The following is a 26,802-nucleotide window of genomic DNA, read 5'->3' on the forward strand; positions in this document are numbered from 1 at the left end:
GAACATGGGAAATCGCTTGGTGTCAGGAAGCCATCGTGTCGAGGATCAGCCAACCGGAAACGAGAAAGACTTCTGCGGCAAGTACGCCAACAAACACACGTTGCCGGGCTGCAAAAAACGACGCGAAGCCGAAACCGGCAGCAGCCAGACGCAGCCAGAGCGGTGTTTCTGCCAGCACACCTTGCGGGAACAGGATCAGCTTGGAAATCACTCCGGCCACCAGCGCGGTTGCAACACAGCGCACCCAGATCAGCAGTTCGCCGTCTTCACGCAGCCGGCCACCGGCAAAGACACCCAGCCACCGCCAGACGTCAGTTGCAAACCAGCCGGCGATGATGATCATCACCAGTGGCCACCAGGTTTCGGATATCAATCCACCTGCTGTTGATCCCTCCATCACGACAGCCCCCTGCGCATGATCCTGGTTCCGAGGTAGGCAATCGTACCACCCACAAGGCCGGTCCAAAGCAGATCCAGTCCGGGCAGATAGGTGAAGAAGACCGGTCCGAGCAGCAGTCCTGCGACCATGGCCGCCCGGTCGGCATTGAGCCTTGCAGCCCCCCAGAGCGAGCACAGGAAATAGACAGGCGTCAGCAGGAACAAGGCACCCGCCACCATGCCCGGCATGCTTTCAACCAACAGGTAGGAGACACCGGTCATGCAGAAAACGAAGCTGGTCACCGCCGCGCCAAAACCAATGAAGAACGGTAGACGCCCTTCCCTCGGCATGTCCGGCAGGTGCTTCATCGCGAATACCCAGGCAGTCACCGCAACAAAATGAGACGCGATCAACAATTGCCAGGTCTTTGTCTTGCCCGGCACCTTGACCAGCGGCATCAAGGCCATGGTCATCGGCATCAGGCGGACTGACGCAAGAGCGACGGCAATTCCGGCAGGAAGGATACCCATTCCGGAAGAAATCGCGCCGGTCAGAACCACGATGGAAGGCAGCGCCCAGACGAAACCGGTCATTGCCAGCGTCTCAAAGAGCGTCAGCCCTGTTTCACGGGCAAGCCCCGCATATCCGACAAACGCGGCAGTCAGAATAAACGCTGGAATAGACACCGCCGCCCGCGCTCCACGCGCCATCCAGACCCGGGCATGTTCCGGCGGGTTCTGGGATTCCTGGTCGATATCTGGCTGATCAGGAGCCGTCATCAAGCTGACTCATCTCTGGGCAGTTAGTAAGGTAGCCTTACCTTTTTGGAGATTTTCTGTCCAGAGTGCCAATTGGCGAAAGAGTTCGGCACGCGAATTGCCGAACTCCCTTTGTTGTCGTCAAAACAGCTCACACCGACCGCGTCAGCCCACCATCAATACGTATGTTCTGACCTGTGATATAGGCCGCCTCGTCGCTGGCCAGATAGGCGATCAGGCTTGAGATTTCGTCCGAGCGGCCGTAGCGGCCCATGGGGATCCGCGCCAGGCGATCTTCCTTCTCCGGCAGGCTGTCTATGAAACCGGGCAGGATATTGTTCATGCGCACGTTCTCGGCAGCGAACTTGTCGGCAAACAGCTTGGTGAAGCTGGCCAGCCCTGCCCGAAACACACCGGAAGTCGGAAACATCGGATCCGGCTCGAAGGTGGCGAATGTGGAGATATTGATCACCGTTCCACCACCTTGAGCAGCCATGATCGGAGCGACAAGGCGTGCCGGCCGAACGACATTCATCAGGTAGTAGTCCATGCCGAGATGCCAGTCCTCGTCGGAGATTTCCAGAATATCGCCTTTCGGGCCATGTCCGGACGAATTGACGAGAACATCGATCCGGCCAAGAGCGTCCACCGTCTTGCTGACAAAGGAGGTCAGGTCGTCCGCAACAAGATTGGATCCGGTGAACCCGACCCCGCCCAATTCCTCCGCGAGCGCTTCCCCCTTGCCGGAGGACGACAGAATTGCGACCCGGAACCCATCTGCAGCCAACCGTCTTGCTGCATCGGCTCCCATGCCGGAGCCGCCAGCGGTGATCATCGCAACCTTGTTATCGCTCATGTCCGTTCTCCCGAAAGTGTCTGCTTCATAGCTAGGCAAGCAGCCGGGCGGCGGCAAATGATTTTCCTGAATGGTTTCAATTCCAAACATGAATGAGAACAAGTCCAGTACGCCTGTTGGAGAACAAGCCCGGGGCGTGTACCAACCCGGCCCGCTTCGCGCATTGCGCGTCGTCTGTGCAGGCGAAAAACAAAAAAAGGCCCCGAATCTCTTCGGGGCCTTTCCGATCTGATTGTGCAGGGCCTCAGTCGGCCAGCGGCACCTTGGGCACAAGGCTTTTCTTGGCCGGACCGCTCTTGCCTGCAGGCGGCTTCGTATCCTTGGCAGCCGCTGCCTTGGCAGCAGGCTTGCGCCGGCGCTTGGGCTTTGCCTTGGTTTCGGTCTTGGCCTTGGCTTTGGGCGGTGTCGCACGCTCCTCGATGCTTTCCAGAAGCAGACCCTTGCCGTCCTCGGACACGGTGACCTTGACCATTCCGCCTTTCTTCAATTTGCCGAACAGCACCTCGTCCGCCAGAGGCCGTTTGATGTGCTCCTGGATGATCCGCCCAAGCGGGCGAGCCCCCATCTGGCTGTCATAGCCCTTGTCGGCAAGCCACTTGACGGCATCTTCCGTCAGCTCGAAGGTCACGCCGCGGTCAGCCAGCTGGACTTCCAGCTGCATGACGAACTTCTCGACCACCTTGTAGACGACTTCCATCGGCAGATTACCGAACGGAATGATCGCATCGAGACGGTTGCGGAACTCCGGCGTGAACAGCTTGTTGATCGCTTCCGCGTCGTCGCCTTCCCGCTTCATGCGGTTGAAGCCAACCGGCATCTTGGCCATGTCCGCGGCACCGGCGTTGGTGGTCATGATCAGGATGACATTGCGGAAATCGACCTGCTTGCCGTTATGGTCGGTCAGCTTGCCATGGTCCATCACCTGCAACAGGATATTGAACAGGTCCGGATGGGCCTTTTCGATCTCGTCCAGCAGCAGCACGCAGTGCGGATGCTGGTCGACACCGTCGGTCAAGAGGCCACCCTGGTCGAAGCCGACATATCCCGGAGGTGCACCGATCAGGCGCGACACGGTGTGCCGCTCCATGTATTCGGACATGTCGAACCGGATCAGTTCAACACCCAGTGAAGATGCCAGCTGCCGAGCGACTTCCGTCTTGCCGACCCCTGTCGGGCCGGAGAACAGATAGCTGCCGATCGGCTTGTCAGGCTCACGCAGACCGGCACGCGCCAGCTTGATGGCAGACGCCAACGTCCCGATAGCTTCATCCTGTCCGTAGACAACCCGCTTCAGATCCTTGCCGAGGTTCTCCAGAATCTCCGCATCATCCTTGGAAACGGACTTCGGCGGGATCCTGGCCATGGTGGCAATCGTGTTCTCGATTTCCTTCACGCCAATGGTCTTGCGGCGGCGGGCTTCGGGAACAAGCATCTGCGAGGCACCGGTTTCATCCAGCACGTCGATCGCCTTGTCCGGCAGCTTGCGGTCGGAAATATATTTCGCCGACAGCTCCACAGCCACCTTGATGGCATCATTGGTGTAACGAACCTTGTGGAAGTCCTCGAAGTAAGGCTTCAGGCCCTTCAGGATATCGATCGCGTCCGGGATCGACGGCTCGTTGACGTCGATCTTCTGGAAACGGCGGACCAACGCCCGGTCCTTCTCGAAGAACTGGCGGTATTCCTTGTAGGTGGTCGAACCAATGCAGCGGATCGCTCCGGAAGCAAGCGCAGGTTTCAGGAGGTTGGACGCATCCATCGCCCCACCAGAGGTTGCGCCGGCGCCGATCACAGTATGGATCTCGTCGATGAACATCACCGCACCCGGGTAGTCCTCGATCTCCTTGACCACCTGCTTCAGCCGCTCCTCGAAATCGCCGCGATAGCGGGTACCCGCCAGCAGCGAGCCCATATCGAGCGAGAAGATGGTGGCATCCTTCAGGACATCCGGCACATCGCCATTGACGATGCGATGCGCCAGACCTTCCGCAATGGCGGTCTTGCCGACACCCGGGTCGCCGACGAAGAGCGGATTGTTCTTCGACCTGCGGCACAGGATCTGGATCGTGCGCGAAATTTCGCTGTCGCGCCCGATCAGCGGATCAATCTTGCCGTTGGTGGCCTTGGTGTTGAGATTGACACAGTAAGCTTCAAGAGCGTCCGTCTTCTGACTGGACTTCTTCTCGGTTTCAGCTCCGGGCATCACATCTTCTTCATCCGCCCCTTCGACTGGACGGGCCTCGGACATGCCGGGACGCTTGGCAATGCCGTGCGAGATATAATTGACCGCGTCGTAACGGGTCATGTCCTGATCCTGCAGGAAGTAGGCCGCATGGCTTTCGCGCTCGGCAAAGATCGCAACAAGCACGTTGGCGCCGGTTACCTCTTCCCGGCCGGACGACTGGACGTGGATAACCGCCCGCTGAATCACGCGCTGGAAGCCCGCGGTAGGCTTGGAGTCCTCGTCACTGTCCGTGACAAGGTTGTCCAGCTCGGTTTCGATATATTCAACCAGATTGCGGCGGATCGTTTCCAGATCCACGTTGCAAGCCCGCATAACCGCAGCCGCGTCCTGGTCGTCCAGCAACGCCAGCAGAAGATGCTCCAGCGTTGCATACTCCTGCTGTCGCTCGTTGGCGAAGGCCAGAGCCTGGTGAAGTGCTTTTTCAAGACTGCGTGAGAAGGAAGGCACGTGCGTTTGTCCTCACTTTTTTTCCATGACGCATTGCAACGGATGCTGATGCTTGCGCGCGAAATCCATCACCTGGGTGACTTTCGTCTCCGCGACCTCGTAGGAATAAATCCCGCATTCCCCGACGCCGTGATGGTGAACATGCAGCATAATGCGGGTCGCCTCTTCGCGGTTTTTTTGGAAGAAGTTCTCCACAACGTGAATGACGAACTCCATCGGAGTGTAGTCATCGTTCAACAGCAGCACTCGATAGAGATTTGGCCGCTTGGTTACTGTTTTGGTACGGGTGACTGTAACCGTTCCGGCGTCGCCACCGTCATTGTCATAATCAGAGCCCGCCGACATTGCCGTTTCTTTTGCCTCTATCACTCCGGCCATCACCAAATTTCGAATCCTGAACACACTGCCCTGCGCAGCTGGTCCAGAGCTTTCCGCAGCACGGACTGCGCCGCGAATACGCATTCTCAGTGGTAATCCTGCCGCGCAAGCCGCGCTCGCGCAATGGTCGATTTCATCAACATAAAGGTCAACAGCGCATTTGTAGTCCCTGCGCTGCCGGTCAAGAGGAATGTAGGTTGCCCGTTAATGATTAAAAGGTGGCAAGAGAACGCATTTCGAAATCCGGCTGCAAATGGCAGGATGAACCGCGGCAAGCCTGTAAATCTGTGCATATACGAAAAAACCCGGCTCGTCGGAGCCGGGTTTGAAACTTCAAGCCGTCCTGCGACGGCTAAAAGGAAAACTTATTTCGCAAGCTTGCCCATCACACCTTCGTAAGGCTTGTAGGCGTCCTTGGACATGTCGGTGACCATTTCACCGATCTTTGTCATCTCGCCAACAAAACCTTCATAAGCGGTTTTGACGTAGTCGGCCTGCGCTTCAAATGCCTTGTCGAGGGACTTGGAGGAAACGAGCTTCTCAACAGCTGCGGATCCTTCCTCGAAGGACTTTTTCTGGTAGTCGGCCATTTCAGCGGCGATGGCCTGGAAACCCTTGCTGACGGAGCCGAAAGACGCCATGGCCATATCCATGTTGTCTTTGCTCATCTTCTGCATTTCATCAAAGTTGTTCATCATTTTTCTGCCCTTTTCCGGCGAACCGGTTTCCAATCCCAAGCATCGGCCTTATGGGGCGGCCCGGCGCGCGTATCGCGTTACCTAACGAGACTTTGTCGTAATGCACTGCACAATAAGTGTCAAGGCGATTTTGCATTGCAAAAACAACCATTACGCGAAATTGACAATCCTTCCACGGCGTAAGCTGTCAGACTTCCCTCTGAAAACAGATACCCCTGATCGAGACCGGCACCAGCAACCGGAAGCAGAAAACAACAGAGCCTCAGCAAGATTTCAGTCAGATTCTTGAATTTGACCAAATTCGGAACAACAGACACCGAAAATAAACGAACTCTTAACCAATAAAACAAATGGAAATAAGAATTAGATCTAGAAAATTCTTATCGAGTACGCAAAACACAACCTTAACCAACAATTAACTCTAACAAAAAACTATTTTTTTAAGTGCTTTTTCGATCATTCATTTACTCATTCGTAACCGTGATTCCATCAAATGACATGGAGAACGACGGGGCCGCGGCTTTGAATCGCAGGGGGTTAAGATCCGAACCGTGCCGCTCCAGATACGAACCACGTGACCCAGAATGGGATAGTAATTGTGTTTGGGATGCGTATTTTTCGCAAAGGACGGGCTCTCGCCCGCACCGCTAAGATCTTGACCCTCGGCCTGGTGCTCCTGGGGGTCCCGGCAACGGCGATGGCCAACCCGAAATATGCGGGGATCGTCGTTGATGCAAAAACCGGCAAGACACTTTACTCCTCTTCGGCTGACGCCTACCGGTACCCGGCATCGCTCACCAAGATCATGACGCTTTATCTTGTGTTCGAGGAACTGGAAGCCGGGCGACTGTCGCTGGACTCCAACCTGAGCGTTTCCAGCTACGCTTCCGCACGTCCGCCCTCCAAGCTGGGCCTCAAGCCCGGCGGCACGATCAAGGTCAAGGACGCCATCCTCGCACTTGTTACCAAGTCCGCGAACGACGTCGCATCCGTGATCGCTGAAAACCTGGGTGGCTCTGAAAAGAAATTCGCCGAGCGCATGACCCGTACGGCGCGCCAAATCGGCATGTCGAAAACTACATTCCGCAACCCGCACGGCCTGCCCGACAGCGGGCAGCGTACGACGGCCCGCGACATGGCGACGCTTGGCCGCGCGATTCAGGAACGGTTCCCGCAGTACTACGGCTACTTCAAAACCCGTGCCTACAAGTACAACGGACGCACCTATGGCAACCACAACAAGCTGCTGGGCCGCGTAAAGGGCGTAGACGGCATCAAGACCGGTTACATCCGGGCATCCGGCTTCAACCTGGTGACATCTGTAAACCGGGACGGACGGCAGATTGTGGCCGTCGTGATGGGTGGCAAGACCGGCGCGTCACGCAACGCGCAGATGACAAAGCTCATCAACTCCTATCTGCCCAAGGCAAGCCGCGGCCCGAAAACGGCCCCGCTGATCGTTCAGAACACGTCTGAACCGACTTTCGTGGCAATTGCGCTGAAGAATCCGCCTCTTCCGAACAGCAAGCCGGGAAGCGAACCTGTGCCAGCAACGGGTGAGCCGATGGTGCTGGCATTCACCGCACCGTCCAACCCTGGCGCCATTCCGACACCGGCTCCGGCCCCCCTTCCCGTAACTGCGTCCAATGCGCCAGTCATGGCTTCGGCCCAGGCCCCTGCTCCGGTTCCAGGCTTTGGCAACGACGTTCCGCTGCCGCCGAAACTGGTCAAGCAACGCTTTGACAGCACGTTTGCAGTCGCAACAGCTTTGCCGCCGATCCCGCCTTCAAGCCCGGATGAGCCGCTGAACACCAATTCGATTTCCCGGACTGCCCTGATCGAAGCTGCAAGAGCAGAGGTTGTGAAATCGGACAACAGCCAGCGCGCTGTCGGCTCCGCGCAGTCGGTCAAGACCGTCTCCGTTCAGACGATCGCGGTCAACACGACGCCGGTTGAAACAGTTGCAGCGCCTGAAACCGCAGCTGCCGACAACAGCAGCGACGACGACAGCGTTACGGTTGCAACCAGCGACACCCGCGATGTCGAGCCGGGCTGGCAGGTCCAGATCGCCGCAACAGAATCCGAAGGCCAGGCCATCACGATGTTGAAGAACGCCAAGGCCAAGACCGGATCCGCCCTTCGTGGCCGGGTCCCTTACACCGAACCCGTCGACACCAACGGACAGACCCTCTACCGGGCCCGCTTCGTCGGCTTCGACACCAAAACAGCTGCGTGGAATGCCTGCAAAAGCTTGAAAAAGGCAAAATACGCTTGCTTCGCCATCTACCAGTAACCGCGTAACGGATGCCGTCAATGTCTTCTGAGAAGCGTGTCTTTAGCCTCGTTGATTTTCGCCGCGAGGAAACCGGAGCCTCCCTGGTCGGGATGGACCCGCATCATAAGCCTGCGGTGCGCGGCTCTAATTTCCGCGTCCCCGGCATCGGGCGTAAGCCCCAGGATCTGGTAGGCCTCCTCATCTGTCATGGGGCCAGAGCTCGCCGCGCTTCCCTGCCGCTCTGCTCCATCCGCCTGGAAGTGTTCACGCCAACCGGCAAGCCTGCGGTCGAGATAAGCTTCGACTAGCTTCTGGCTCTGACCGTCCTGGGCCGTTTCCTGCCAAAAGGCTTCCAGGTCCGTTTCGGTCAACTGATCCAGCTCGCGCCCCTGATAGGTGCCTGCCAGCACGGTCCCGGTCATGTGACCGGTATCGTGATCGAGTTCCATCTCCACCATAGCGGTCCGCACGCGGGAACGTTGTCCGGAGGTTTTCTGAGGTTTGTAGCCTGACGAGAGCCAGTTCAGCCCGGACATCCCCAGCACCGACAAGCCAAGCCCAAACAACGGGATGGCAAACACGAACCGGCCCGTCAGCGCGAAGACCAGCGCCAACACCATCAGAAACGCTCCTCCGAAGAGGCGCAGTCCTCTGGCCAGATTTGCGGGATTGGCGTTCACGAACTTGTTGCCGAGCGTCAACAGGGCGGTCAGCAGTATCAAGCCGATAATCAAATAAATCATGTGGCGGTTGGTTCCCCGTTCGCCGGCCCGGGACCATCACATTGGGATGCTCCGGCCCTACTCCAGTCACGTGTCGAAAGTTGCCAAGTATGTAAACCTCCGGCACCGGCTACAGCAAGGAAGTGCAAGCCCGGTGCTTTCCGGGCTCTAGCGGGCCGATGGTAGCTGCTGCAGCAGAAGCGTTGCGCCCTTGCCGCCTTGCTTTTCCAGCTGCTGAAGTGCCGTCCGGCCTCCGCTGGCGAAAACGGCAACCGCTTTCAAAAGATCGGCCAGTTGCTGGGCAGACCCGGAATCAAACCGGCAAAAGGCGCCGTTGGTCAGTCTGGCCATCTCGCGAAACGCGCGCTCAGCGACGCCGTCACGCCCCTCCTGAAACAGGAACATCGGCACACCAAGCATGCCCAGCTGACCTGCCTTGTCACACAGGGCATCCACGTCCTCCTCCATGCAATCGCCGACATAAACCAGCGCCGCGATTTTCTCGGTATCGGCAGCGGACAAGGCAGCCGAGAGCACCTTTCGGATCTGGGTACGCCCACCCTGACAGGAAATCCGGCTCATGGCCTGGGCAAGCTCAGTGCCGCTGGAAAACCAGCGGGACGCCCGGCATTCACCGAAACCGCGAAAATAGACAAGCTTGATGCTGAGGCCTGAAATCTTGCCGGCTTCCTGAAACATCTCCGCCTGGATCTGACAGGCCTGGTCCCAGGTCGGTTGACGGCTCATGGTAGCGTCCAGGGCAAACACCAACCGCCCGCCGCTGCCCGGTTGCGGCGCAATTTCCTTGGCCTTCTGAAGAAAGGCAGCGACATCGGATTCGGCTGAAGGCACGCGGGCGTCCTGCTTGACCATAGGGTCTACCGTGCCTTTGCCGGTCTTGACGTTCACGGCCGCCTCCTTCTGCCAGTTGGTGACACTCAACTTGGGTCGGGGCAGCCGTTTTGGCAAGTCTCAAGCCGTCGGATGCGACATGGCGCAGCCGATCATCTTCTCATGCTGCCGCTGAAATCAGGCGTGTCTTTCCGGGCCGAGCCATCCGCAGGTATGCCTCCATGACGAAGACGTTAGGCACCCAGCACAGCCAGGCGATAAGTGGATAGGCGACTTCAAAATCGACCCCTGCCGCCATACTGCTCCCCAGATAGACCCGCAATGTTACGGCAGCAAATGTAAGAGCTGCCGAACGCAGCATCCAGGCTCGGTGACGCGGGAATTGCCGCCTCAAGGCAAAGGCGAACGCGATGCCGGTCGTCGCCAGCCACAAGACTGCGAGAATCGCAAAGCCTGTTGCAGCGAAGGAGCCTGCAGTCGTGTGAAAGGCAAGCTGAAGTCCCGCAATCCCCGAGATCAGGATCGACACGACATACCCTCGCCCCAGCCAGCGATGCAGTTTCGGCCTGCTGGCTCGCAGCCTTGTCATGAATTGAAACGGCATCAACGCGAGTGCGATCGGTGCAACACCGATATGGGCGTAAAGCATCAGCGCATTTCCGTCGAGGTTATGCGCCACGAATTCCATTGAAGCGTATACCCCCAGCGCCAAAAACCTCAATGAGGCCACGGCGACCAGAGCGGCGCTCACGGCTGCCGTCCAAAAAGCGACGTTTGCTGCAAACCTAGAAACCATCGACATACCGATCCTCCAACTTAACTTGACAGTGTCAAGATAGAGCGAAACTTGACACTGTCAAGCGAATGGCCGATGAAGACCACATGACAGTTACTCCTCCTCGTCGCAAAAGAGACGGCAGTCTTCGAAAAGCCCTCGTTGATGCAGGTGTGGCGCTTTTGCGAGAACGTGGTCCGGACAAGCTCTCGTTGCGTGAATGCGCTGCCAAGGCGGGTGTGTCACACGCTGCGCCCGGTTATCACTTCAAGAACATCACAGGTTTGTCGACGGCGATTGCAGGGCGCGGCTTCGCTCTATTCTGCCAGGCGATGGAACAACGCCTCGATGCGTCTCCTCCTGCGGCAACAGAAAGACTGAGCGCGATCTGTCAGGGGTACCTGGATTTCGCCACCGGCCACCCGGAGCTGTTCCTGTTCATTTTTTCGGGACAGAAGTTCAACGAGGATGACGAGGAATTCGCGGTGCACGCCTCAAGGGCCTACGCCATCCTGCGCGAAACATGCGCACCGCTGATCCCTGAAGGGACCGATCCGGAAGAAATCGAGATACTCGTGTGGTCGCTGGTGCATGGCTATGCCCATCTTGCCATGACACGAAAGAAGGAGAACCCGGGCCTCGGGCGCGGCTGGCCGGAACTCGGCACACTGGTCACGCATCTTCAGAAGGCCCTGCCGGATCCAGGCTGATATCAGCGGATCAAAGCAGGCAGAGTTCCGTAAGATCCCGCCGCATGTCCTCCGGCATGGCGTGTGCCGCGCCACCAGCCTTCAGATCCGCCGGCGCGTCCTGCACCTTCAGATATCGCCAGCCCTGAAACGGCCGCTTGGGCTGGTACTGCGTCAGGATCAGTCTCGGCTCCATCACCAGGTCGCAGCGTTTGACGCCCGCCTGATCCGTAAACGGCCTGATGTCGATCAGGTGCTGACGCACCTGGATCTTGCCCTTGATCACCCAATAGAGAGACCCACCGTCCAGAAGCTCGTCCTTGCGGGTTGGCACCATGCGCGTCGTATGGATCGTTTCCGCCGGAAGTCCCGATTTGCGGGCGTTCTCCATACGAAAATCGATCCAGGCCTGAAGAGACTCGACGCTGTCCGCGCCGACGCACAGTTTTACCAGATGCAAGGTCATGCTTCTGACGTATCAGGCTTCCCGCCAAGGTCAAGATTGTGGCGAGAAACGGCGGTGGATTGTCCACCATCACCGGCAGCTTCAGCTTGCGCCGATGGCAAGAACGGGGTTCTCTTTGCCCATGGAAGTATTTGTAACGGGTGGAACCGGCGAGATCGGTTCTGCCGTGGTAAAGCGGCTGGTTCAGGATGGTGCCAGGGTAATCGGTCTGGCCCGCTCTGACGCGTCCTCGGCAAAGCTGCGTGCGTTCGGTGCAAGCGCCTACCCGGGCGACTTGCGAGCACCGGAAAGCTGGGTATCACGGGCGGCCTCATGCGATGCCGTCATCCATCTTGGTGCAACTTTTTCCGAAGACATGGGCCGTGTTGACCGCCAGAGCATGCTTGCGTTGAAGCAGGCATCAAGGCACCGCAAGCAGCCGCTCAAGATTGTTTACACCGGAGGCATCTGGCTCTTTCCCGCAACGACAGGCGACAGCCTGTTGACCGAGAAAACCCAGTTCGCGCCCCTACCCGCGTTTCGCTTCATGACCGAGACGATCAGGACCCTGTCACACGGAACGGATCTCAATCTGACGGTCATTCATCCGGCCCTCGCCTGCGGCCAGACGACCGGGCCGATTGCCGAGATGACGGCCGCGCTGAAGGAAGGCAGGCCGTTTGAAACCCGCGCGACGTCGCAAACCAAATGGGCGCTTGTTGAAATCAACGACCTTGCCGCGCTTTATGCTCTTGCCCTCAAGAACGCACGGTTCCGGATGTCCCTGATCGCGAGCTGCATTCCCGGCATCTCGGTCGGTCATCTGGCATCTCACATTTCAGCCCGCCACGGACTGCCGCTGGAAATCGTGACAGTTCCGGCCCCTGAGGCAACCGAACCGCTTACCGACTGGGCCGCCGGTTTTGCCTTGTCGCAGTCCGTCGACGTCAGCCATGCCCAAAGGGCAACTGGCTGGCAACCGGAACATTCGACAATAGAGGACCTCGTGGTATCCCTGTCAAAATAGACGATAACCTTGAGTTTTGAGCAGCTTAGCGCCCCGAGTCCGGTATTGGACAAAGACTTTCTAAAGTTTTGAAGGTGTATGATCCGGACAAAAGCTCAATACAGGGTCCGGGCGTGTTACGTACACTCACATCGTTGCTGGTCTTTCTCGTTTCCGTTTTGCCACTTCAGGCGGAAAGCATCCCCGTTGGCATATTCAAGGTGGTAAACACAGAAGGGTTCGTTCAAAGCAACGGGGAGCGCATCGCGCTGGCAACCGACATGAACGAAGGCACGGCCCTGATCGAAAGGGATGCCACCAACCGTCTTGATGTCGAGATCAACGGCGCCAAACTGAGCCTGTTTCCGCTGGAACAAGGCCTGGCCGCGCTGACGTGGGACGCCAACGGAACGTCCCTGCTTCATGACATCGACATTCAGGCATTGTTCGGGAAAGACAAACCGGAAGATGTTCCGGCCTGGGGCGCGGAACTGGACTGGCCAGGATCCGGCACCGTTCAACTTGTACTGCTGCCTCTGGGTGAAAGAGCCTATACCGCATTCCTCATCAGCCATCCCGGCAACAGGACAGTGGTGCGGCAAATGGAATTCAGGCAGTCCTACGGGCCATCGGACAGACCCGAGATTTCGTTCTCAACCAGTTCTGCCGGAAACTGACACGCCCGAAACTCGAGCGACGCCTTCTCAGCTCGGAGAATACCGAGCTCGCATAAAATGTCCGCTAAAACGACAAAAGGCGCAGCCTCACGCTGCGCCTTTGTTTTCCTTGCGTCCCGCTGGCTTATTTGGCGGCGGCGACGGCTTGTTGTGCACTTTCAACATCGTTGAACAGAAGTACCATCGTCAATGCGAGGCCCACTGCAGCGACAGTCCAGAGAGTGACGCTCCAACAAGATTTCTGCACGTTTTCGTCCATAAAAACCCTACATATTGTTGTGCGGCGCCGGGTCCCACCGACCTCAAATATGGCGCCATTGAGGCGAGGAGGTAAACGATCCATTACCATTTCGCAAGCGCAAAAAAAGAGCAGCTGATCCCGCATTTTTGCATTCCTCGTTTCGCATCAGGAAATTCAGCCACTTAGTCCTCTCGGTGCTGCCTGTTAGGGACCAGGAAAAAGTCTGGTAAGACAGACCATGGCCGGATTCGGCCACCGGAGAATCAAAAGGGATCAGGATGCACGCGCTCTCGAATATGGACCTGGCAGCAGCAGCGTGGTTTCTGTTTGCCTGGCTCGGTTTCAATTTGCTGATCGATGTCAGTCCGCTGCGTAAAAAGACATTGTCCAGCGCCATGGAAACCTACAGACGCGGCTGGATGCGTGCCATGAGCCTGCGAGAAGTCCGCATCATGGACACGTCTATCATGTCCGGTCTGCAACAAGGCACTGCGTTCTTCGCGTCAACGTCCCTACTGGCGATCGGCGGCGGCTTTGCGCTGCTGGATGCAACGGAACGCATCGTTCAGGTCGCTGGTGACCTGTCCATTCCGGTGGCCGACAGCCGCGCGCTCTGGGAAATCAAGGTGCTCGCCCTGATGCTGATCTTTGCCTATGGATTTTTCAAATTCGGCTGGGCGTACCGGCTCTTCAATTATGCCAGCATCGTCATGGGCGCAGTCCCGCAACAAGGTCAGGCACCTGACGAAGTGATCGCGAAAATGGCTGCGCAGGCGGGAGAGCTGGGCGTTCTCGCCGGCCGCCATTTCAATCGCGGCCAGCGAGCGCTGTTCTTTTCGATCGGCTTCCTTGGGTGGTTCGCCGGGCCTTATGTATTTGCCGCAACCACCCTCGCCGTTCTCCTGGTCCTGCTGCGTCGTCAGTTCGTTTCCAAGGCCAGAGCCGCCGTGCTCTTGGGGCAATATCCGAACTTGGGATCCGCGGACAAATCCGGCGAATACACCGATACGGGTTCATCAAACCCCTTCACCTGATAGCGGCCAAAAAGGCCCGACCGGCACCCCATGATATCGGCCAGGGCATCCGAGACCAGAAGCTGGCGCTGCAGATCCTTTGCAAGCTCCGCAATACGGGCCGCAAGATTGACCACTGGGCCGACGACCGTGAAGTCCAGCCGCGTTTCACTGCCGACATTGCCGTAGAAGACATCGCCCGCGTGAAGGGCAATTCCAACGCTCAGGTCAGGTGTGACCGAACAGGTTCGGGCCGTGTTGATTGCCTCGATCCGCGTCAGCGTTTCACGTGCTGCCATCAGCGCACGCACCGAGGCGTCCCTGGCTTCCTCTTCGGTTTCATACGGAAAGATCGCCATCACTTCATCGCCAATGAACTTCAGCACCTCGCCACCGTGGGCTTCGACAGCTGCTGTCATCGCTCCGAAATACTTGTTCAGAAACAATACGATCTTGTCCGCCGGAAGTGTGTTGGAAAGACGCGTGAACCCACGGATGTCGGCGAAGCTGACAACCGCCTTGATCCACTCGCCTTCTCCACGCCGCGTCGTGCCGTCCAGGACCTTCGAACCCGCCCGCGGGCCGACATAGGTGTCCAGGACGGTTTCTGCGGTGCGGCGCAGTGTTTTTAATTCACACACGAGGGCAAGCGGCTGGATCAGCGATTCAAAAACGCCGATATGCGACCCTGAAAACCCGCCAGGTGTCTTGGTGGCGAAACTCGCAACCTTCACCGAGCCGTCGGAGAAACGCATGGGCAGAGCGATATAGTCGGTATAGCCTTCCTGGCGCAGCTCTGCGGTAATCGGAAATTCGTCGGCGACAGCCGGCTTCTTGCCGATTTCCACTCGAACGGCCTTCTGCGTTTCATGCACGCGCTTGATCGGGCTTTTCTGGTACTCGTCCTGCGATTTGTTCTCCGCAGTGTGAAGACGCAATTCCGGTGCCTGGCCGTTGACCCAGATCGAGCTTTCCGCGCGCACGTTCGGATGCACCACCCAGATCCCTGTGGTGACACGATCGACCGGAACTTTTCCGGCGCGCAGACGTTTCGCCATCTCAGTGACGATTTCCAGCGTCCCCTTCAATTGGGGCGCATCGCTGTAGAGCCATTGTACGACGTCTGCCGCAACGATCGGCGCTTCGAGGACCATCAGCCCACGTCCTTTCAAATCCCTGATTGAGCCCAGTATATGGGAACACGCTCCGCACAGTAAAAGAGGTTCGATTTCAAAAGTCGCTGACTGTCGAAAGGGTTTTGCAAATTCATGGACCAGGGAAGAATTCCGTGCTCCTGCCAAGCATCCAGTAGACAGCCAGACCAACCCATTCCCGGTAGGCGATATCAAAGCGCCGCAGGCCTTTTGAAGCACCGTCGAAGCCGAGCGACTTGTCCTGCGGTCCACGCGTGCGATAGTCGACCGGATATGCCGTCACCCCGGTCCAACCGGCCTTTTCGAACACTCCCATGGCGCGCGGCATGTGATAGGCCGAAGTGACAAGAAGCCACTGCTGTCCGGGCTGTGGTTGCACAATATCCTTTGCGTAGACTGCGTTTTGCCAGGTGTTCTGGGACTTGTCTTCCAGAATGACGCGATCGGAAGAGATGCCGAAGTCTCGAAACAGTCGCGCAGCCCCTTCGGCTTCTGTTGCCTGGTCCGACACGATCATGCCCTGCCCACCGGTGTGGATGATCTTCGCCTCCGGCAGCGCTTTGGCCAGCCGCGCAGTGATGGTGATGCGCTCGGCGGACATTGTCAGGGCCGTGTCGCCCCGCACGCCGGTCACCACCGTGTCCACGGCACCGCCCAGAACGATGATCCCGTCATAATTCTCCAAAGTGCCGGGACGCTGAAAACGGTCCTCAAGGGGCACAATCAACCAGTTGGCTGCAGGTGAGAAAGCGCAAACCACCAAACCAAGAAAACCGGCAAAAGTCAGAAACCGTCCACTGCGCCGCCACTTTGACGTAAGGCTGAGCACCAATCCCAAAGCCATCAGAACAACGAGAAAATTGGATGGCAGGATCAGAAATCCGCCGATCTTGGATAGGTAAACATACATCTGAAAAATCCGAATCGTTGCGGGCCCGATGCGTGACAAAGATACGGTGAAACCGACAATATTGAGACTTGAAGCTGAAGTGAGCACACATCCTGACAGCTTTGAGCCAAAATGGTTTTCACGGTCTTGGTTCGGATTTTCCAGTCGTTCTCCCGATCGACAATTTCGACAATATTCGAGTAATAGACGTCCGCCCACGCATTGTCACAAATCTCCAGGTTGCATCATTATTGTCTCTTTATTTCAACGATTTAATTGATTCGAAAGAAAATTGACCCAACGTTAGATTGCAACCCTAGGAGGATCGATCATGAGCCTGCCGATTGAAGTGGACCAGCAGCAGCCGGAAATCACCAAGGCTCAGATCCCTCTGGAGACAACCGACTTCTTCAATCAGATCATTCGAGAGCTCAGCGGAGCACTGCAGGAAATTGTCGGAGTGAACGAGGCGGAGGGGTTCATCGCACTGGTAGCCAACCGCATCGGTGAAAAGATCAATTCCGATTACAAGTCTGCCCTGCATCTTGAACAGATCCCAAGGCCTTTGCTCGCAGACGTCCTGGCTGACCTGAAACGACGGATCGGCGGCCAGTTCAGTGTCGAATATGAAGACGACAAGGTCTTGATCCTCAAGAACGCCCGCTGCCCGTTCGGAGATCGCGTCAAGGACCGCCCGTCCCTCTGCATGATGACGACAAACGTCTTCGGAAGAATTGCTGCAGATTGCCATGGCTATGCCAGGGTCCAGATCGACAGGTCAATTGCCCGCGGTGATACTGACTGTCGTGTTGTTGTCCATCTGGCTCCGAGTGTAGAGAACGACGTCAACGGCAAAGAATTCTACAGGGTTCGATAGCCGTGCCCAGGTCCACTGCCATCATATCGGCCCTTGTGCAGACCATGCCCCAGCCTATTCTGCTGCTGGACGATTATGGCCGTGTGGTTCTCGCAAATAAGGCAGCCAAATCTCTTGCCGGAATTGGCGTAGGTGAACAACTTTCGGACAAAGTCAGTGATACAGCGCAGGTGGATGACTACCTGTCGATGTGCAGGTCTTCAACCACTCCCGTTCCGGTGCGCCTGAAACTTCTGTCCGGATATGAAAGCGTTGCCTTTGGCCACAGATTGTCTGTGCCGGGCACCGGAATTGATGGCGCCGTTCTTGTCCGCTTCGACGAGAACATGAACCTTTCCAGCAAGTTTGCCGCGCTCAATGCCGATATTTCGTCGCTCAACAACAAGATCCTGCATTTCGGTCAGGAGCGGACCGAACTTGAAAACCTGGCACTCACGGATCCGCTTACCGGCATCTCCAACCGCCGCGGGTTCGACCAGGAACTGGACAAGGAATACAATCGATCTGCTCGCTATGGCCACGACTTCTGCATCTCCCTGATCGACCTGGACCATTTCAAGTCGATCAACGATGCCCATGGCCATCAGCTTGGAGATGAAATCCTCGTTCATTTTGCGCAAAGGTGTCTGGAACATCTTCGCCAGACGGATGTCGTTTGCCGTGTGGGTGGTGAAGAATTCGCGCTGATCCTGCCCGAAACAAATTTGGAGCAAGCAACGATAGTCGTCAGTCGCATGCTTGATCTGTTGAATGCGACACCTATGTTCGCGCGCGGCAAGAGATACGCCTATACCGCAAGTGCGGGCCTAGCGGAAAAAAGGCCTGAAGACACCCCTGCCTCGCTTTTTGAACGGGCTGACAGAAATCTCTATTTGGCAAAGGAAACTGGCAGAGCCCGCCTCATCGCCGGGGAGGCCGTCCCCACGGCAGCGGCCATCGAGACCGGAAAGTCCGGGGAATGCCGGAAGTCAGGGCGCATCGATTCGCAGCATTTCTGAAATTGGTCCGAACTTTGGCTATTGCTGACAGGCTTCGATTTGGTCAGGCTTTTCGCCGATCCGACCACCGCGCGCATTCCTTAGTTGCCTCACTATTTTTAACAATGTGGACGCCGATGCCTCCGCGGGGCCTAACCGACCGCTGATTACGGGTCCTGTAACGCGCCTGTCACATTTTACCGACATCTTCCTGCTCAAACCGTTGAAAACGGCCGCTTTGGGGCTGTTTTCACCGCACCAATTCGCCATTAGCGGGCACTGGTGATTTTGACAAAGGGTTTATCCGTGATCGGAGTCACAGGGCTGGCACGCTTTCTGAGTCATCTTGGCGACATCGTAATGAAGGATCAATGAGGGTTAGCCAGATGACACTCTATATGAAACTAGGCGGTCGCACGGCGATCATGCGGGCAATGCCTCGCCTCAAAGCGAGACTGGAACAGGACCCGTGTTTCGACGTGACCAGCTTTCTGCCGGAATTCGAACACTCGGACGATCTGACCGAGTTCCTGATCTTCCTTGCCGGTGGAGCGCCATTTTACGACGGCAAGCCCGTCTGTGAACTGCTGGCGCCGATCTGCACCTGCAACAACATCTACGAACGCTTCGTGGATCACCTTGTCGCAGTCATCTTCGACGGCGCCCCTGCCCCCGGAGACGAAGAGCACCTGCGTGAGCTCATGTCCCGACTTCGGCCGCATGTGCTCAACCCCAAGCCGGTTGCACCGGTAATGGTCTATTCCGTCGAACCCGAACCGATCTGCCTCTGATCGGTTCGGATAGAAAAAACGCCGGCATTTGCCGGCGTTTCTACGTTTGCAGTCAGGTCAGTCGGGATCAACCCAGTTCGTCCACACTCGTGACGATCTTGCCGACCAGACCGTAGTCGATACCCTCTTCCGGGCTCATCCAGTAGTCGCGATCGGTGTCTTTTTCGATCCGTTCGATCGGCTGGCCTGTCGCCGCCGCGAAGATCTTGTTCAGTCGATCGCGCATCTTGATGATTTCCTTGGCCTGGATCTCGATATCCGTAGCCATGCCGCCGGCACCACCGGACGGTTGATGAAGCAGGAAGCGAGTGTTCGGCGTACAGAAACGCTTGTCCTTGGGAACCGACACGTAGATCAGAGCACCGGCGCTGGCCACCCAGCCCATGCCGAGGATACGGACCTCGGGTGCGATGAACTTGATGGTGTCGTGAATCATGTCACCGGATTCGACATGACCGCCCGGAGACGAAACAATGACCGTGATCGGGTCGTTGGAAACCTGCGCCAGCGCCAGAAGCCGGGCGCACACGTCGCGGGCCATGTCCTGTGTCACCGGACCGGTGATCAGAACTGTGCGCGCTTCGAACAGATGCTTGTCGACCTGGATCGACGGCTGGCTCTTGGGCTTATCCTCGTCTTCATCGTCGAGGCGTGCAGGCACCGTGGTCGAATAGTTTTTCATGCGCAGGATTAAGCTCCCTTTGCTGTTGGGCCGGCCTGGCCGGCATTTTCGATGGGCTGACGGAATGTTTCGCCGCCCCGCGTTGGTCCATGTGTAAGCGAAGTCAGTTGCACTCGCAAATCATCAGACCCTGATTAGCGTGAAAAGAGTTATCAGATCGGCAACACGTGACATTGCCCTCTCTCAATCACCCGGTCCCGTCGTCTCGCCGAAGCGCTTTTCCTGTCGCCCGACAAGCAGATACCAAACCAGCATTGCTGCGAAAGGCAGGGACGGCCAGACGAACCACAATGTGGACAAGCCAGATGTCAGCAGGTTGATCACGAAAAACAGGCCGATCATGAAAACGCAGCTTCGCACCCGCTTTGGCTGAGCCCTCAACCAACGGCGCGCCTGTTCAAACCCGGAGGCAACCGCCTGGGTGTCTCGTTCCCATTCCGGTCTTGGAATTTCGGTCTGGCGTCGCTCCGCAGTTCCGTTCGTCTCGTGCCCGGACCGTTTTTCCTCCGGCGCATTGCGACCGCCAATACGCACGCAATAGGTTTCAACGGGATCGGTAACGTTCTTGACATGTTGAGGGCCAAGCGGCTCAAAGCCCAGCGCCATCTTGGTCTTGACCTGGTCATAGACCGATTGGGAGAGCATGATTCCACCCCTCGGCGCGATTTCCTGCAAACGGGCAGCAACATTCACACCGTCGCCGTAGATATCCTCGCCCTCGACCATGATGTCGCCGAGATTGATACCGATGCGAAACTCCATCCTGTTCAGGTCCGGCAAGTCCGCATTGCGAACGGAAAGCTCGTTCTGAATGTCGACGGCGCATTGAACAGCCTCCATCACCGAGGCGAACTCGATGATGACAGCATCACCCCATGTGTTGACGATACGTCCATTGTGACGCTCGGTCAGCGCAGACATCACCAACCGATAGGCCTTGAGCCGGTCCAGCGTTCCGTCTTCATCCCGCTCCATGAGCTTGGAATATTGCGCAACGTCTGCGCACATAACTGCCGCCAGACGCCGCTTGACCCGTTGCATGCTCTTACCCCGCTTGCTCCCGCTTAGGAATGGGAAGGCAAACCGGAAATTGCAAGGGAAAATCCACCGAATTCGCCACCCAGCCCGAAGTTCGGCCAACTAAGAAAAGCAATGTCAGATGTCTCCGGCGAGTTTGCGCAGCGCTGCCAGGGCATCATCGGCGCGCTCTTCGGGCACAAAAACATGATCGTGAAAATAGGCTGCGACCACATTTGCCGAAATACCCTCAGCGGCCAATGCAGCCGAGATCGACGCCGTCAGACCCACGGCTTCAAGTGAGGAATGCACCGTCAGGGTTATCCGGCGAAACCATTCGGCCTCGGCCAAACCCAGTTCGCGCGCACGCTCCACCGGCAGGATGGCTGTCAGGCCCTCCGTTTCCGCAAAAAGCCCGATCGGGTCGTATTCCGCCAGGTCCGTCATGGATTTCGAAGCGAAGGTGCAGAACACATAAGGCTCCGGATCCAGCATCGGACGCATCTGGGAGATGAGGGTGGCAAGGTCGGTTTCACCGGTCATTCGGATAATCCATTCAAAGAAGTTTGCGCATCAGCGGCCGCCGCGGGCTTCTGCGTGCGATTTCGACAAAACCAGCTCTACGGAAGACGTCTGCCATACCAACGAAGCCTTCTCCCCATTGAAGGGGCTTTTCCGTTTCCATTGGACAAGCATCCAGTTGATGCGCTCCTTGCGCTTTGGCATGGTCGATGCCTGCATCGAGCAACACGGACATCAACCCGGTTTTGCGATGTCCGTTTCTGATAAAGAAACAGGTGACGGCATATGTCGCCGCCAGCGCTTGTTCACTGTCATCGGGCAGCGGCTGGGAGGTTTTTCCAAGCTGAAAACGCAGATACTGCATACGTGGACCGAGTGCGATCCAGCCCACGGCCAGATTGCCGCGATAGGCCAGAAGCCCTGGCGCCGGACCAGTGTCCACTTTCTGCTGGAATGCATCGCGCCGTTCATCACGGGTCATCGCTTTCCAGTCCCTTCCCCGCAAGAACGGCCACATGCACCAGCAACCGCCAGACGCCCCCCGCTCCGGTCCGAACAAATCCACCAGATCCGCCCAGCGCTCCGGGGTTGCAAGCTGAATATGGACGGGATCGTTATGTGTCATATCCACTCCTCCGGATAGCAAAGTTGCACGGAAAGAATGGGGACGGCAATCCCGGTGAAAGTGTCTGTTCCACAAAAGCAAAACGCCGCTCAACAGGCGGCGTTTCGAATTCTCATTCTTCGCTCAAGCCTTGTTGGGCAATCAAGACAACGAGCTGCGTGAATGCTCCAATTCAGGCAGCGGCTTCCAACCCGGCAATGTCGATCTTTCTCATCTTCATCAGGGCAGCACTGACACGGCCGGCCCGCTCCGGATTGCCTGCATGCATCAGCCGAGGCAACGCCTTCGGTACGATCTGCCAGTGAACACCGTAGCGGTCTTTCAACCAGCCGCACTGCCCTTCTTCCCCCCCATCGGCAAGAAGTGCCTGCCAAAGCCGGTCCGTTTCTGCCTGATCTTCCGTCAGTATGGAAATCGAGGTCAGATAACTTGGCTGCATATCAGGGTTGCCGTTCAGTACCATGAAAGGTGAGCCCGCCAGGGTGAACTCGGCAACAAGCACAGGTCCATTCGGATCCGGCCTGAAGACCGAACCCATCACACTATCCGGCAATAGGGACGTATAGTATTTGGCGGCTTCTTCGCCCTTCTCACTGAAGAACAGGCAAGTGCGCACCTTGGCGGAAAACGCAGGAGTTGTTTGCAAGCCCTCAATGGCAATCGACCTAGCAAGCTCATCAAGCTGGGAGGAAGCGGCCTTCCAGCCTTCCTCAAAACCCATTTCCAGGTGCTTGTTCCTGTCTGCTTCCGAAGTGTGGCGAGCCCCCCATGTGAAGCGCGTACCAACACCGGGAACATCTGCCAGTTCCACATACCCGGTCATGAACGCGTTTTCTCGCGGCACATATCCTTCCGAATAGGCATCCGTGAACGTTAGCTTCTCACCGTCGACAACTTCCAGAAACATTCCGACGTTCTCGAACAGCTCCCCTTCCGGACCGGCCATCACTGTGTTGAAACGCCCTCCCGGACGGACGTCCATGTCGGCCTTCGGTACGAACCAGGGTTTCGGGCAAAACCACTGCTTCAATAATTCGGGATTGGTCCAGCATTGCCAGACCGCCTCGCGCGGCGCGGCTATGACGCGGCTGAGTTCCAGTGTCAGACCTTCCTTGCGAATTTCGACTTCACTCATTGCGCTCTCCCGTTTCTAGACCGGCCGAACAACAGTTCGACGTAGCGTTTCAGATGATCGATGCTGTCAGTTGCTTTCGACGGCGCATTGCCGGCCTTTGCCAGCACGAATGCCCCCTGGATCACGACCTGTGTGTGAAGCGCCAGGCTTTCCGCACCACCTGGAACTTCAACGCCCCGGGTTTCAGCTGCTTCTGCGATGTCGGAAACCAGCGTTGCGGCGTGCCCTGTTATGCTGCGGTTGCAGGCATCGCGGATGGAGGGGTTCGTGTCATAGACTTCCTGGACCATGGTCCCGACCAGACAAGTGAACTCCGGCACATCGCCCTGCACCAGTGCCTTGCGGAAATCGAGATAGCCGAGCACCCGGTCCAATGGATCTTCGGGATCGTGATACGTCGCCTTCTCGAACAGAGCCCCGGTCGTTTCAGACCAATAGTCAGCAGCGGCCACTGCCAGATCGTCCTTCGAACGAAAGTGGTGGAAGAAGGCCCCCTTGGTCACGCCCGCCTCCCGGCACAGATCATCGACGGTGGTGGCCGTGTAGCCCTTCATGCGGATCACACGCAGTGCCGAATCCAGCAGCTTGATCCGCGCATCCGGCCGTTTGGTCTTTTGAGGTTTCTCTGCCATACACCACTCATACCGACCAGTTGGTATGCTGTCAATCAACTTGCTTGACGACCGTGCAGCGCCTTCCTGTCACCGGCTAGCAAGGATGCGCCAAACGCGTTTGAGCGAGCGAGCGGGGTTTCTGAAATTGAGGCATTGAAAAACGAAAGAGTTCCCCTCCAAAACCTGAATTGAGCGGACGAAGAACGCTTGGTGATCGCAACATGCCGGGATTTAAGCCCACGCCAAGCCTACCAGGGGATCGGCCTGCCGGTTTGATCGAAAAATCCACCGGTGTCTGCAGGCGTAAGACTGGTCAGCACATCGACAAGACGCTCTGCTGCAACAGCCGGTTCCTGAACATCGAGCCCGGTTTTCGCAAAGTTCTCGGTCAAGGGTGTTTTCACCGTGCCGGGATGAAGCGCAACACAGATAGCAGAGGGATTTTTGCGTGCCAGCTCGATAGACGCCGTACGGACCAGTTGATTGAGCCCAGCCTTGGCGGCCCGGTAAGCAAACCATCCGCCAAGACCGTTGTCGCCGATCGAACCGACCCGGGCCGAAAGCGTCGCAAAGACGCTTCTTCCCTCTTTCGGGAGGAGTGGCAAAAAGTGTTTCATCAGCAGTGCCGGTCCAATGGCGTTGATCGCATATGAACGGGCAAGGACTTCAGGATCGAGTTCGCGCAGGCTCTTTTCCGGACGGGCACTGCCCAAGGTGAGAGCTCCGGTGGCATCGAACAGCAATCGAACATCCCCCTCTTTCTCCCTTATCCAGTCGGCACAGGCCTGGATCATGCGTTCGTCGAGCAGGTCCAGAGGTGGTGACGACGTACGCTGAAGGGCGATAACCTTGTCGTAGTCGCTGCCCGCTTCAAGGTGGTCTCTCATGGCTGAGCCAATTCCGCCGCTGGCCCCAAAGATTACCGCAATTGACGTCATTCACTGCCTCACTTTCGTCGTGACAGCGATACGCAGAAAAAGCCGGATCGGTTCGCCAGTAGAATTGGTCTCAGGTGCTGCCGACCGTCGCTTCCCAGGGCCCATCAACAAATTCGGCTTCGTCATCCCCTGGCCAGGGAGGCATAGAGATACAGATGAACTGTAGAACGCTTTCACCGGTGTTGCGGTACTGGAAAGCTGTTCCAGCCGGGATATCGATGGAGACGCCGGCTTCCAGGTCGACAACGCCCTGGCTGGCATCGTTGGACCTCCAGATCTGTCCATGGCCGGAAAGCACATGCCAGAACTCATGCACGGTCCTGTGCCGTGTTGCGCGGTTGGTCTGGCCGACAGGAACAGTCGAATGGATCATGTTTCCTGTCGGCCCATCCATGATGAAACGGATATCGGCCCCCGCCGGAGATTTCGCGTCGGGCTTTTCGGGAAGCCGGGTCTGTTTCATGCCATTCTCCGACTTCGGTGATCAGGCCGTCTTGTTAAAGATCTCACGACCGATCAGCATTCGCCGAATTTCGGAAGTTCCCGCACCAATCTCGTACAGCTTGGCGTCACGCAGCAAACGCCCGGTCGGATATTCGTTGATGTAGCCATTGCCACCAAGCAACTGGATTGCGTCAAGTGCCAGTTTGGTTGCGTTTTCGGCAGCGTAGAGGATTGCACCAGCGGCGTCTTCGCGCGTGGTCTCGCCCCGGTCGCACGCCTTGGCAACCGCATAGACATAGGACTTGGTGGCGTTCATGGTCACATACATGTCCGCGACCTTGCCCTGAACAAGCTGGAACGTGCCGATCGGTTGGCCGAACTGCTCGCGCTCATGGACATAGGGAATGACCACGTCCATGGCTGCCTGCATGATGCCGACGGCCCCTGCAGCCAGAACGGCGCGCTCGTAGTCCAGACCCGACATCAGCACGTTGACGCCCTTGCCAATCTGGCCGAGAACGTTTTCTTCCGGCACTTCGCAATCCTGGAATACCAGTTCACCGGTTTCGGACCCGCGCATGCCGAGCTTGTCGAGTTTCTGCGCGACGGAAAAACCTGGGAAGCTCTTCTCGACCAGAAATGCGGTAATGCCCTTCGGCCCGGCTTCCGGATCGGTCTTGGCATAGATGATCATCGTATCGGCGGACGGACCGTTGGTGATCCACATCTTTGATCCATTGAGGACGTACCGATCGCCCTTCTTTTCCGCCTTCAGTTTCATGGAAACGACGTCTGAGCCAGCGCCCGGCTCCGACATGGCCAGCGCACCCAGATGTTCACCGGTCACGAGCTTGTTCAGATAGCGCTTCTTCTGGTCGTCACTTCCCCAGCGGCGAAGCTGGTTGACACACAGGTTTGAATGAGCGCCATAGCTGAGGCCGATGGAGGCGGACGCCCGGCTGACCTCTTCCATGGCAATGCAGTGCTCCAGGTAGCCCAGACCCGAACCGCCCCATTCTTCCTCCACTGTGATCCCGTGAAGGCCAAGGTCTCCCATTTCCGGCCAGAGCTCCCGCGGGAACCAGTCCTCGCGGTCGATCTTTTCTGCCAGTGGCGCAATCCGGTCCTGACTGTAGGACCGAACGGTGTCGCGCAGCATGTCGGCGGTTTCGCCGAGATCGAAATTGAAACCCGGAAAATCGTTACGGATCATCTTGATTACCTCCCAGAGTTCTTAAGGCCTGTCGTATCGGACAAAATCGCTCAAAACGCCGATCCGGTCGTAAAGCTGCCGGGCGCGTGTATTGTGATCATGTGTGTGCCAGTAGACTTTGCCGCTGGCAGACGGTTCTTCGCTCGCGGCCCTGTAGACCGCCTCGATCAGCTTGCGGCCGGCTCCGCCACCACGAAGCTTCTCGCTGACATACAGATCTTCCAGATAGCAGGTGGACGAACTGGCCCAGGTGCTATCGTGAAAAAGGTAATGGACCAGTCCAACCAGCTCATTCTCCTGAACTGCCACGAACGCGCGGTGGCCTGCATCGGAATGCAGTCGCTCAAAGAGGGTTTCCGTCACTGCCGGCGCCAGATCCTGCTCGTAGAATGCAAGATAGGCCTTCCAGAGTTCGAGCCAGCCCGGCTTGTCGGATCGTTCCAGCGGCCTGATGGTGATATCGGTCAT

The 26,802-nt window shown here is 57.4% G+C and carries 30 protein-coding genes; 8 read left to right on the forward strand and 22 right to left on the reverse strand.

Annotated features, from left to right (window positions below; genetic code table 11):
- Window positions 1-22: 22 nt before the first annotated feature.
- From ACVDG9_RS13735 to ACVDG9_RS13760, 6 genes are all read right to left on the reverse strand, one after another.
- The gene (locus ACVDG9_RS13735; protein ID WP_447238215.1) at window positions 23-397 is read right to left on the reverse strand and encodes a branched-chain amino acid transport AzlD family protein; all 375 of its coding nucleotides are present in this window, start codon (window positions 395-397) and stop codon (window positions 23-25) included.
- Entirely contained in the window at window positions 397-1,158 is a 762-nt protein-coding gene (locus tag ACVDG9_RS13740) for an AzlC family ABC transporter permease (protein ID WP_075282957.1), read from the reverse strand. Before ACVDG9_RS13740 ends, ACVDG9_RS13735 begins: the two co-directional genes overlap by 1 nt.
- Window positions 1,159-1,288: 130 nt before the next feature.
- Entirely contained in the window at window positions 1,289-1,993 is a 705-nt protein-coding gene (locus ACVDG9_RS13745) for an SDR family oxidoreductase (protein ID WP_075282995.1), read from the reverse strand.
- A 244-nt stretch (window positions 1,994-2,237) separates the two neighbouring features.
- Window positions 2,238-4,685 (reverse strand): ATP-dependent Clp protease ATP-binding subunit ClpA, encoded by a 2,448-nt coding sequence (clpA, locus tag ACVDG9_RS13750; RefSeq protein ID WP_055654606.1) that lies wholly within the window; start codon window positions 4,683-4,685, stop codon window positions 2,238-2,240.
- Between the two features lie 12 nt (window positions 4,686-4,697).
- Window positions 4,698-5,030: an ATP-dependent Clp protease adapter ClpS gene (gene clpS, locus ACVDG9_RS13755; protein ID WP_031268357.1), complete on the reverse strand. Its 333-nt coding sequence runs from the start codon at window positions 5,028-5,030 to the stop codon at window positions 4,698-4,700.
- Between the two features lie 398 nt (window positions 5,031-5,428).
- The gene (locus ACVDG9_RS13760; protein WP_031268356.1) at window positions 5,429-5,761 is read right to left on the reverse strand and encodes a phasin family protein; all 333 of its coding nucleotides are present in this window, start codon (window positions 5,759-5,761) and stop codon (window positions 5,429-5,431) included.
- A 607-nt stretch (window positions 5,762-6,368) separates the two neighbouring features.
- Here ACVDG9_RS13760 and ACVDG9_RS13765 point away from each other — a divergent pair.
- On the forward strand, window positions 6,369-8,054 hold the full coding sequence (locus tag ACVDG9_RS13765; RefSeq protein ID WP_055654609.1) for a serine hydrolase: 1,686 nt from the start codon (window positions 6,369-6,371) through the stop codon (window positions 8,052-8,054).
- Between the two features lie 17 nt (window positions 8,055-8,071).
- Here ACVDG9_RS13765 and ACVDG9_RS13770 read toward each other — a convergent pair whose 3' ends face one another.
- The 3 genes from ACVDG9_RS13770 to ACVDG9_RS13780 all read right to left on the reverse strand — a co-directional run bounded on the left by ACVDG9_RS13770 (window position 8,072) and on the right by ACVDG9_RS13780 (window position 10,361).
- Window positions 8,072-8,779 (reverse strand): DnaJ domain-containing protein, encoded by a 708-nt coding sequence (locus ACVDG9_RS13770; protein WP_228867936.1) that lies wholly within the window; start codon window positions 8,777-8,779, stop codon window positions 8,072-8,074.
- 147 nt (window positions 8,780-8,926) lie between these two features.
- Window positions 8,927-9,631 (reverse strand): vWA domain-containing protein, encoded by a 705-nt coding sequence (locus tag ACVDG9_RS13775; RefSeq protein WP_035909389.1) that lies wholly within the window; start codon window positions 9,629-9,631, stop codon window positions 8,927-8,929.
- A 139-nt stretch (window positions 9,632-9,770) separates the two neighbouring features.
- Window positions 9,771-10,361, reverse strand: coding sequence for a DUF2306 domain-containing protein (locus tag ACVDG9_RS13780; protein WP_447238216.1), 591 nt, complete (start codon window positions 10,359-10,361; stop codon window positions 9,771-9,773).
- Between the two features lie 131 nt (window positions 10,362-10,492).
- Here ACVDG9_RS13780 and ACVDG9_RS13785 point away from each other — a divergent pair, with 131 nt between their 5' ends.
- Window positions 10,493-11,095, forward strand: coding sequence for a TetR/AcrR family transcriptional regulator (locus ACVDG9_RS13785; RefSeq protein WP_168692934.1), 603 nt, complete (start codon window positions 10,493-10,495; stop codon window positions 11,093-11,095).
- Window positions 11,096-11,105: 10 nt separating this feature from the next.
- Here the strand turns inward: ACVDG9_RS13785 and ACVDG9_RS13790 are convergent, their stop codons facing one another.
- Window positions 11,106-11,540 (reverse strand): DUF1489 family protein, encoded by a 435-nt coding sequence (locus ACVDG9_RS13790; protein ID WP_022998320.1) that lies wholly within the window; start codon window positions 11,538-11,540, stop codon window positions 11,106-11,108.
- Window positions 11,541-11,661: 121 nt separating this feature from the next.
- Between ACVDG9_RS13790 and ACVDG9_RS13795 the strand changes: the two genes are divergently transcribed.
- The 3 genes from ACVDG9_RS13795 to ACVDG9_RS13805 all read left to right on the forward strand — a co-directional run bounded on the left by ACVDG9_RS13795 (window position 11,662) and on the right by ACVDG9_RS13805 (window position 14,477).
- Window positions 11,662-12,546, forward strand: coding sequence for an SDR family oxidoreductase (locus ACVDG9_RS13795; RefSeq protein WP_447238217.1), 885 nt, complete (start codon window positions 11,662-11,664; stop codon window positions 12,544-12,546).
- A 113-nt stretch (window positions 12,547-12,659) separates the two neighbouring features.
- Complete coding sequence (locus ACVDG9_RS13800) at window positions 12,660-13,202, forward strand: hypothetical protein (RefSeq protein WP_139314160.1); 543 nt, start codon at window positions 12,660-12,662, stop codon at window positions 13,200-13,202.
- A 519-nt stretch (window positions 13,203-13,721) separates the two neighbouring features.
- Entirely contained in the window at window positions 13,722-14,477 is a 756-nt protein-coding gene (locus ACVDG9_RS13805; RefSeq protein ID WP_075282964.1) for a DUF599 domain-containing protein, read from the forward strand.
- Here ACVDG9_RS13805 and ACVDG9_RS13810 read toward each other — a convergent pair.
- Window positions 14,363-15,610 (reverse strand): adenylate/guanylate cyclase domain-containing protein, encoded by a 1,248-nt coding sequence (locus ACVDG9_RS13810; protein ID WP_062488605.1) that lies wholly within the window; start codon window positions 15,608-15,610, stop codon window positions 14,363-14,365. The genes ACVDG9_RS13805 and ACVDG9_RS13810 overlap by 115 nt on opposite strands.
- 112 nt (window positions 15,611-15,722) lie before the next feature.
- Window positions 15,723-16,520 (reverse strand): YdcF family protein, encoded by a 798-nt coding sequence (locus tag ACVDG9_RS13815; RefSeq protein WP_022998314.1) that lies wholly within the window; start codon window positions 16,518-16,520, stop codon window positions 15,723-15,725.
- Window positions 16,521-16,830: 310 nt separating this feature from the next.
- Here ACVDG9_RS13815 and ACVDG9_RS13820 point away from each other — a divergent pair, with 310 nt between their 5' ends.
- From ACVDG9_RS13820 to ACVDG9_RS13830, 3 genes are all read left to right on the forward strand, one after another.
- Window positions 16,831-17,376, forward strand: a complete 546-nt coding sequence (locus ACVDG9_RS13820; protein WP_447238218.1) for a methanogen output domain 1-containing protein — start codon at window positions 16,831-16,833, stop codon at window positions 17,374-17,376.
- A 35-nt stretch (window positions 17,377-17,411) separates the two neighbouring features.
- Window positions 17,412-18,374 (forward strand): GGDEF domain-containing protein, encoded by a 963-nt coding sequence (locus ACVDG9_RS13825; RefSeq protein WP_447238313.1) that lies wholly within the window; start codon window positions 17,412-17,414, stop codon window positions 18,372-18,374.
- Window positions 18,375-18,739: 365 nt separating this feature from the next.
- Window positions 18,740-19,144 (forward strand): globin family protein, encoded by a 405-nt coding sequence (locus ACVDG9_RS13830; RefSeq protein ID WP_062491596.1) that lies wholly within the window; start codon window positions 18,740-18,742, stop codon window positions 19,142-19,144.
- A gap of 67 nt (window positions 19,145-19,211) precedes the next feature.
- Here ACVDG9_RS13830 and ACVDG9_RS13835 read toward each other — a convergent pair whose 3' ends face one another.
- The 10 genes from ACVDG9_RS13835 to ACVDG9_RS13880 form a co-directional block, all read right to left on the reverse strand.
- A complete protein-coding gene (locus ACVDG9_RS13835; RefSeq protein WP_022998310.1) occupies window positions 19,212-19,826 on the reverse strand; it encodes an ATP-dependent Clp protease proteolytic subunit in 615 nt (204 codons plus the stop codon).
- A 183-nt stretch (window positions 19,827-20,009) separates the two neighbouring features.
- On the reverse strand, window positions 20,010-20,867 hold the full coding sequence (locus tag ACVDG9_RS13840; protein WP_447238219.1) for an adenylate/guanylate cyclase domain-containing protein: 858 nt from the start codon (window positions 20,865-20,867) through the stop codon (window positions 20,010-20,012).
- A 114-nt stretch (window positions 20,868-20,981) separates the two neighbouring features.
- Window positions 20,982-21,386, reverse strand: a complete 405-nt coding sequence (locus tag ACVDG9_RS13845; protein ID WP_022998308.1) for an ACT domain-containing protein — start codon at window positions 21,384-21,386, stop codon at window positions 20,982-20,984.
- A gap of 13 nt (window positions 21,387-21,399) precedes the next feature.
- Complete coding sequence (locus tag ACVDG9_RS13850; protein ID WP_447238220.1) at window positions 21,400-21,990, reverse strand: GNAT family N-acetyltransferase; 591 nt, start codon at window positions 21,988-21,990, stop codon at window positions 21,400-21,402.
- A 172-nt stretch (window positions 21,991-22,162) separates the two neighbouring features.
- On the reverse strand, window positions 22,163-23,125 hold the full coding sequence (locus ACVDG9_RS13855; RefSeq protein ID WP_447238221.1) for a VOC family protein: 963 nt from the start codon (window positions 23,123-23,125) through the stop codon (window positions 22,163-22,165).
- Window positions 23,122-23,757, reverse strand: a complete 636-nt coding sequence (locus tag ACVDG9_RS13860; protein ID WP_447238222.1) for a TetR/AcrR family transcriptional regulator — start codon at window positions 23,755-23,757, stop codon at window positions 23,122-23,124. The genes ACVDG9_RS13855 and ACVDG9_RS13860 overlap by 4 nt, the downstream gene beginning before the upstream one ends.
- Before the next feature lie 230 nt (window positions 23,758-23,987).
- Window positions 23,988-24,677, reverse strand: coding sequence for an SDR family NAD(P)-dependent oxidoreductase (locus ACVDG9_RS13865; RefSeq protein WP_447238223.1), 690 nt, complete (start codon window positions 24,675-24,677; stop codon window positions 23,988-23,990).
- Window positions 24,678-24,747: 70 nt separating this feature from the next.
- Window positions 24,748-25,140 (reverse strand): cupin domain-containing protein, encoded by a 393-nt coding sequence (locus tag ACVDG9_RS13870; protein ID WP_447238224.1) that lies wholly within the window; start codon window positions 25,138-25,140, stop codon window positions 24,748-24,750.
- Window positions 25,141-25,161: 21 nt separating this feature from the next.
- Window positions 25,162-26,334 carry an isovaleryl-CoA dehydrogenase gene (locus ACVDG9_RS13875; RefSeq protein ID WP_447238225.1) on the reverse strand — a complete coding sequence of 391 codons (1,173 nt, stop codon included), beginning with the start codon at window positions 26,332-26,334 and terminating at the stop codon, window positions 25,162-25,164.
- A 21-nt stretch (window positions 26,335-26,355) separates the two neighbouring features.
- On the reverse strand, window positions 26,356-26,802 hold the full coding sequence (locus ACVDG9_RS13880) for a GNAT family N-acetyltransferase (protein ID WP_075282972.1): 447 nt from the start codon (window positions 26,800-26,802) through the stop codon (window positions 26,356-26,358).

It is taken from the genome of Roseibium sp. RP-7 (genome assembly GCF_053005225.1).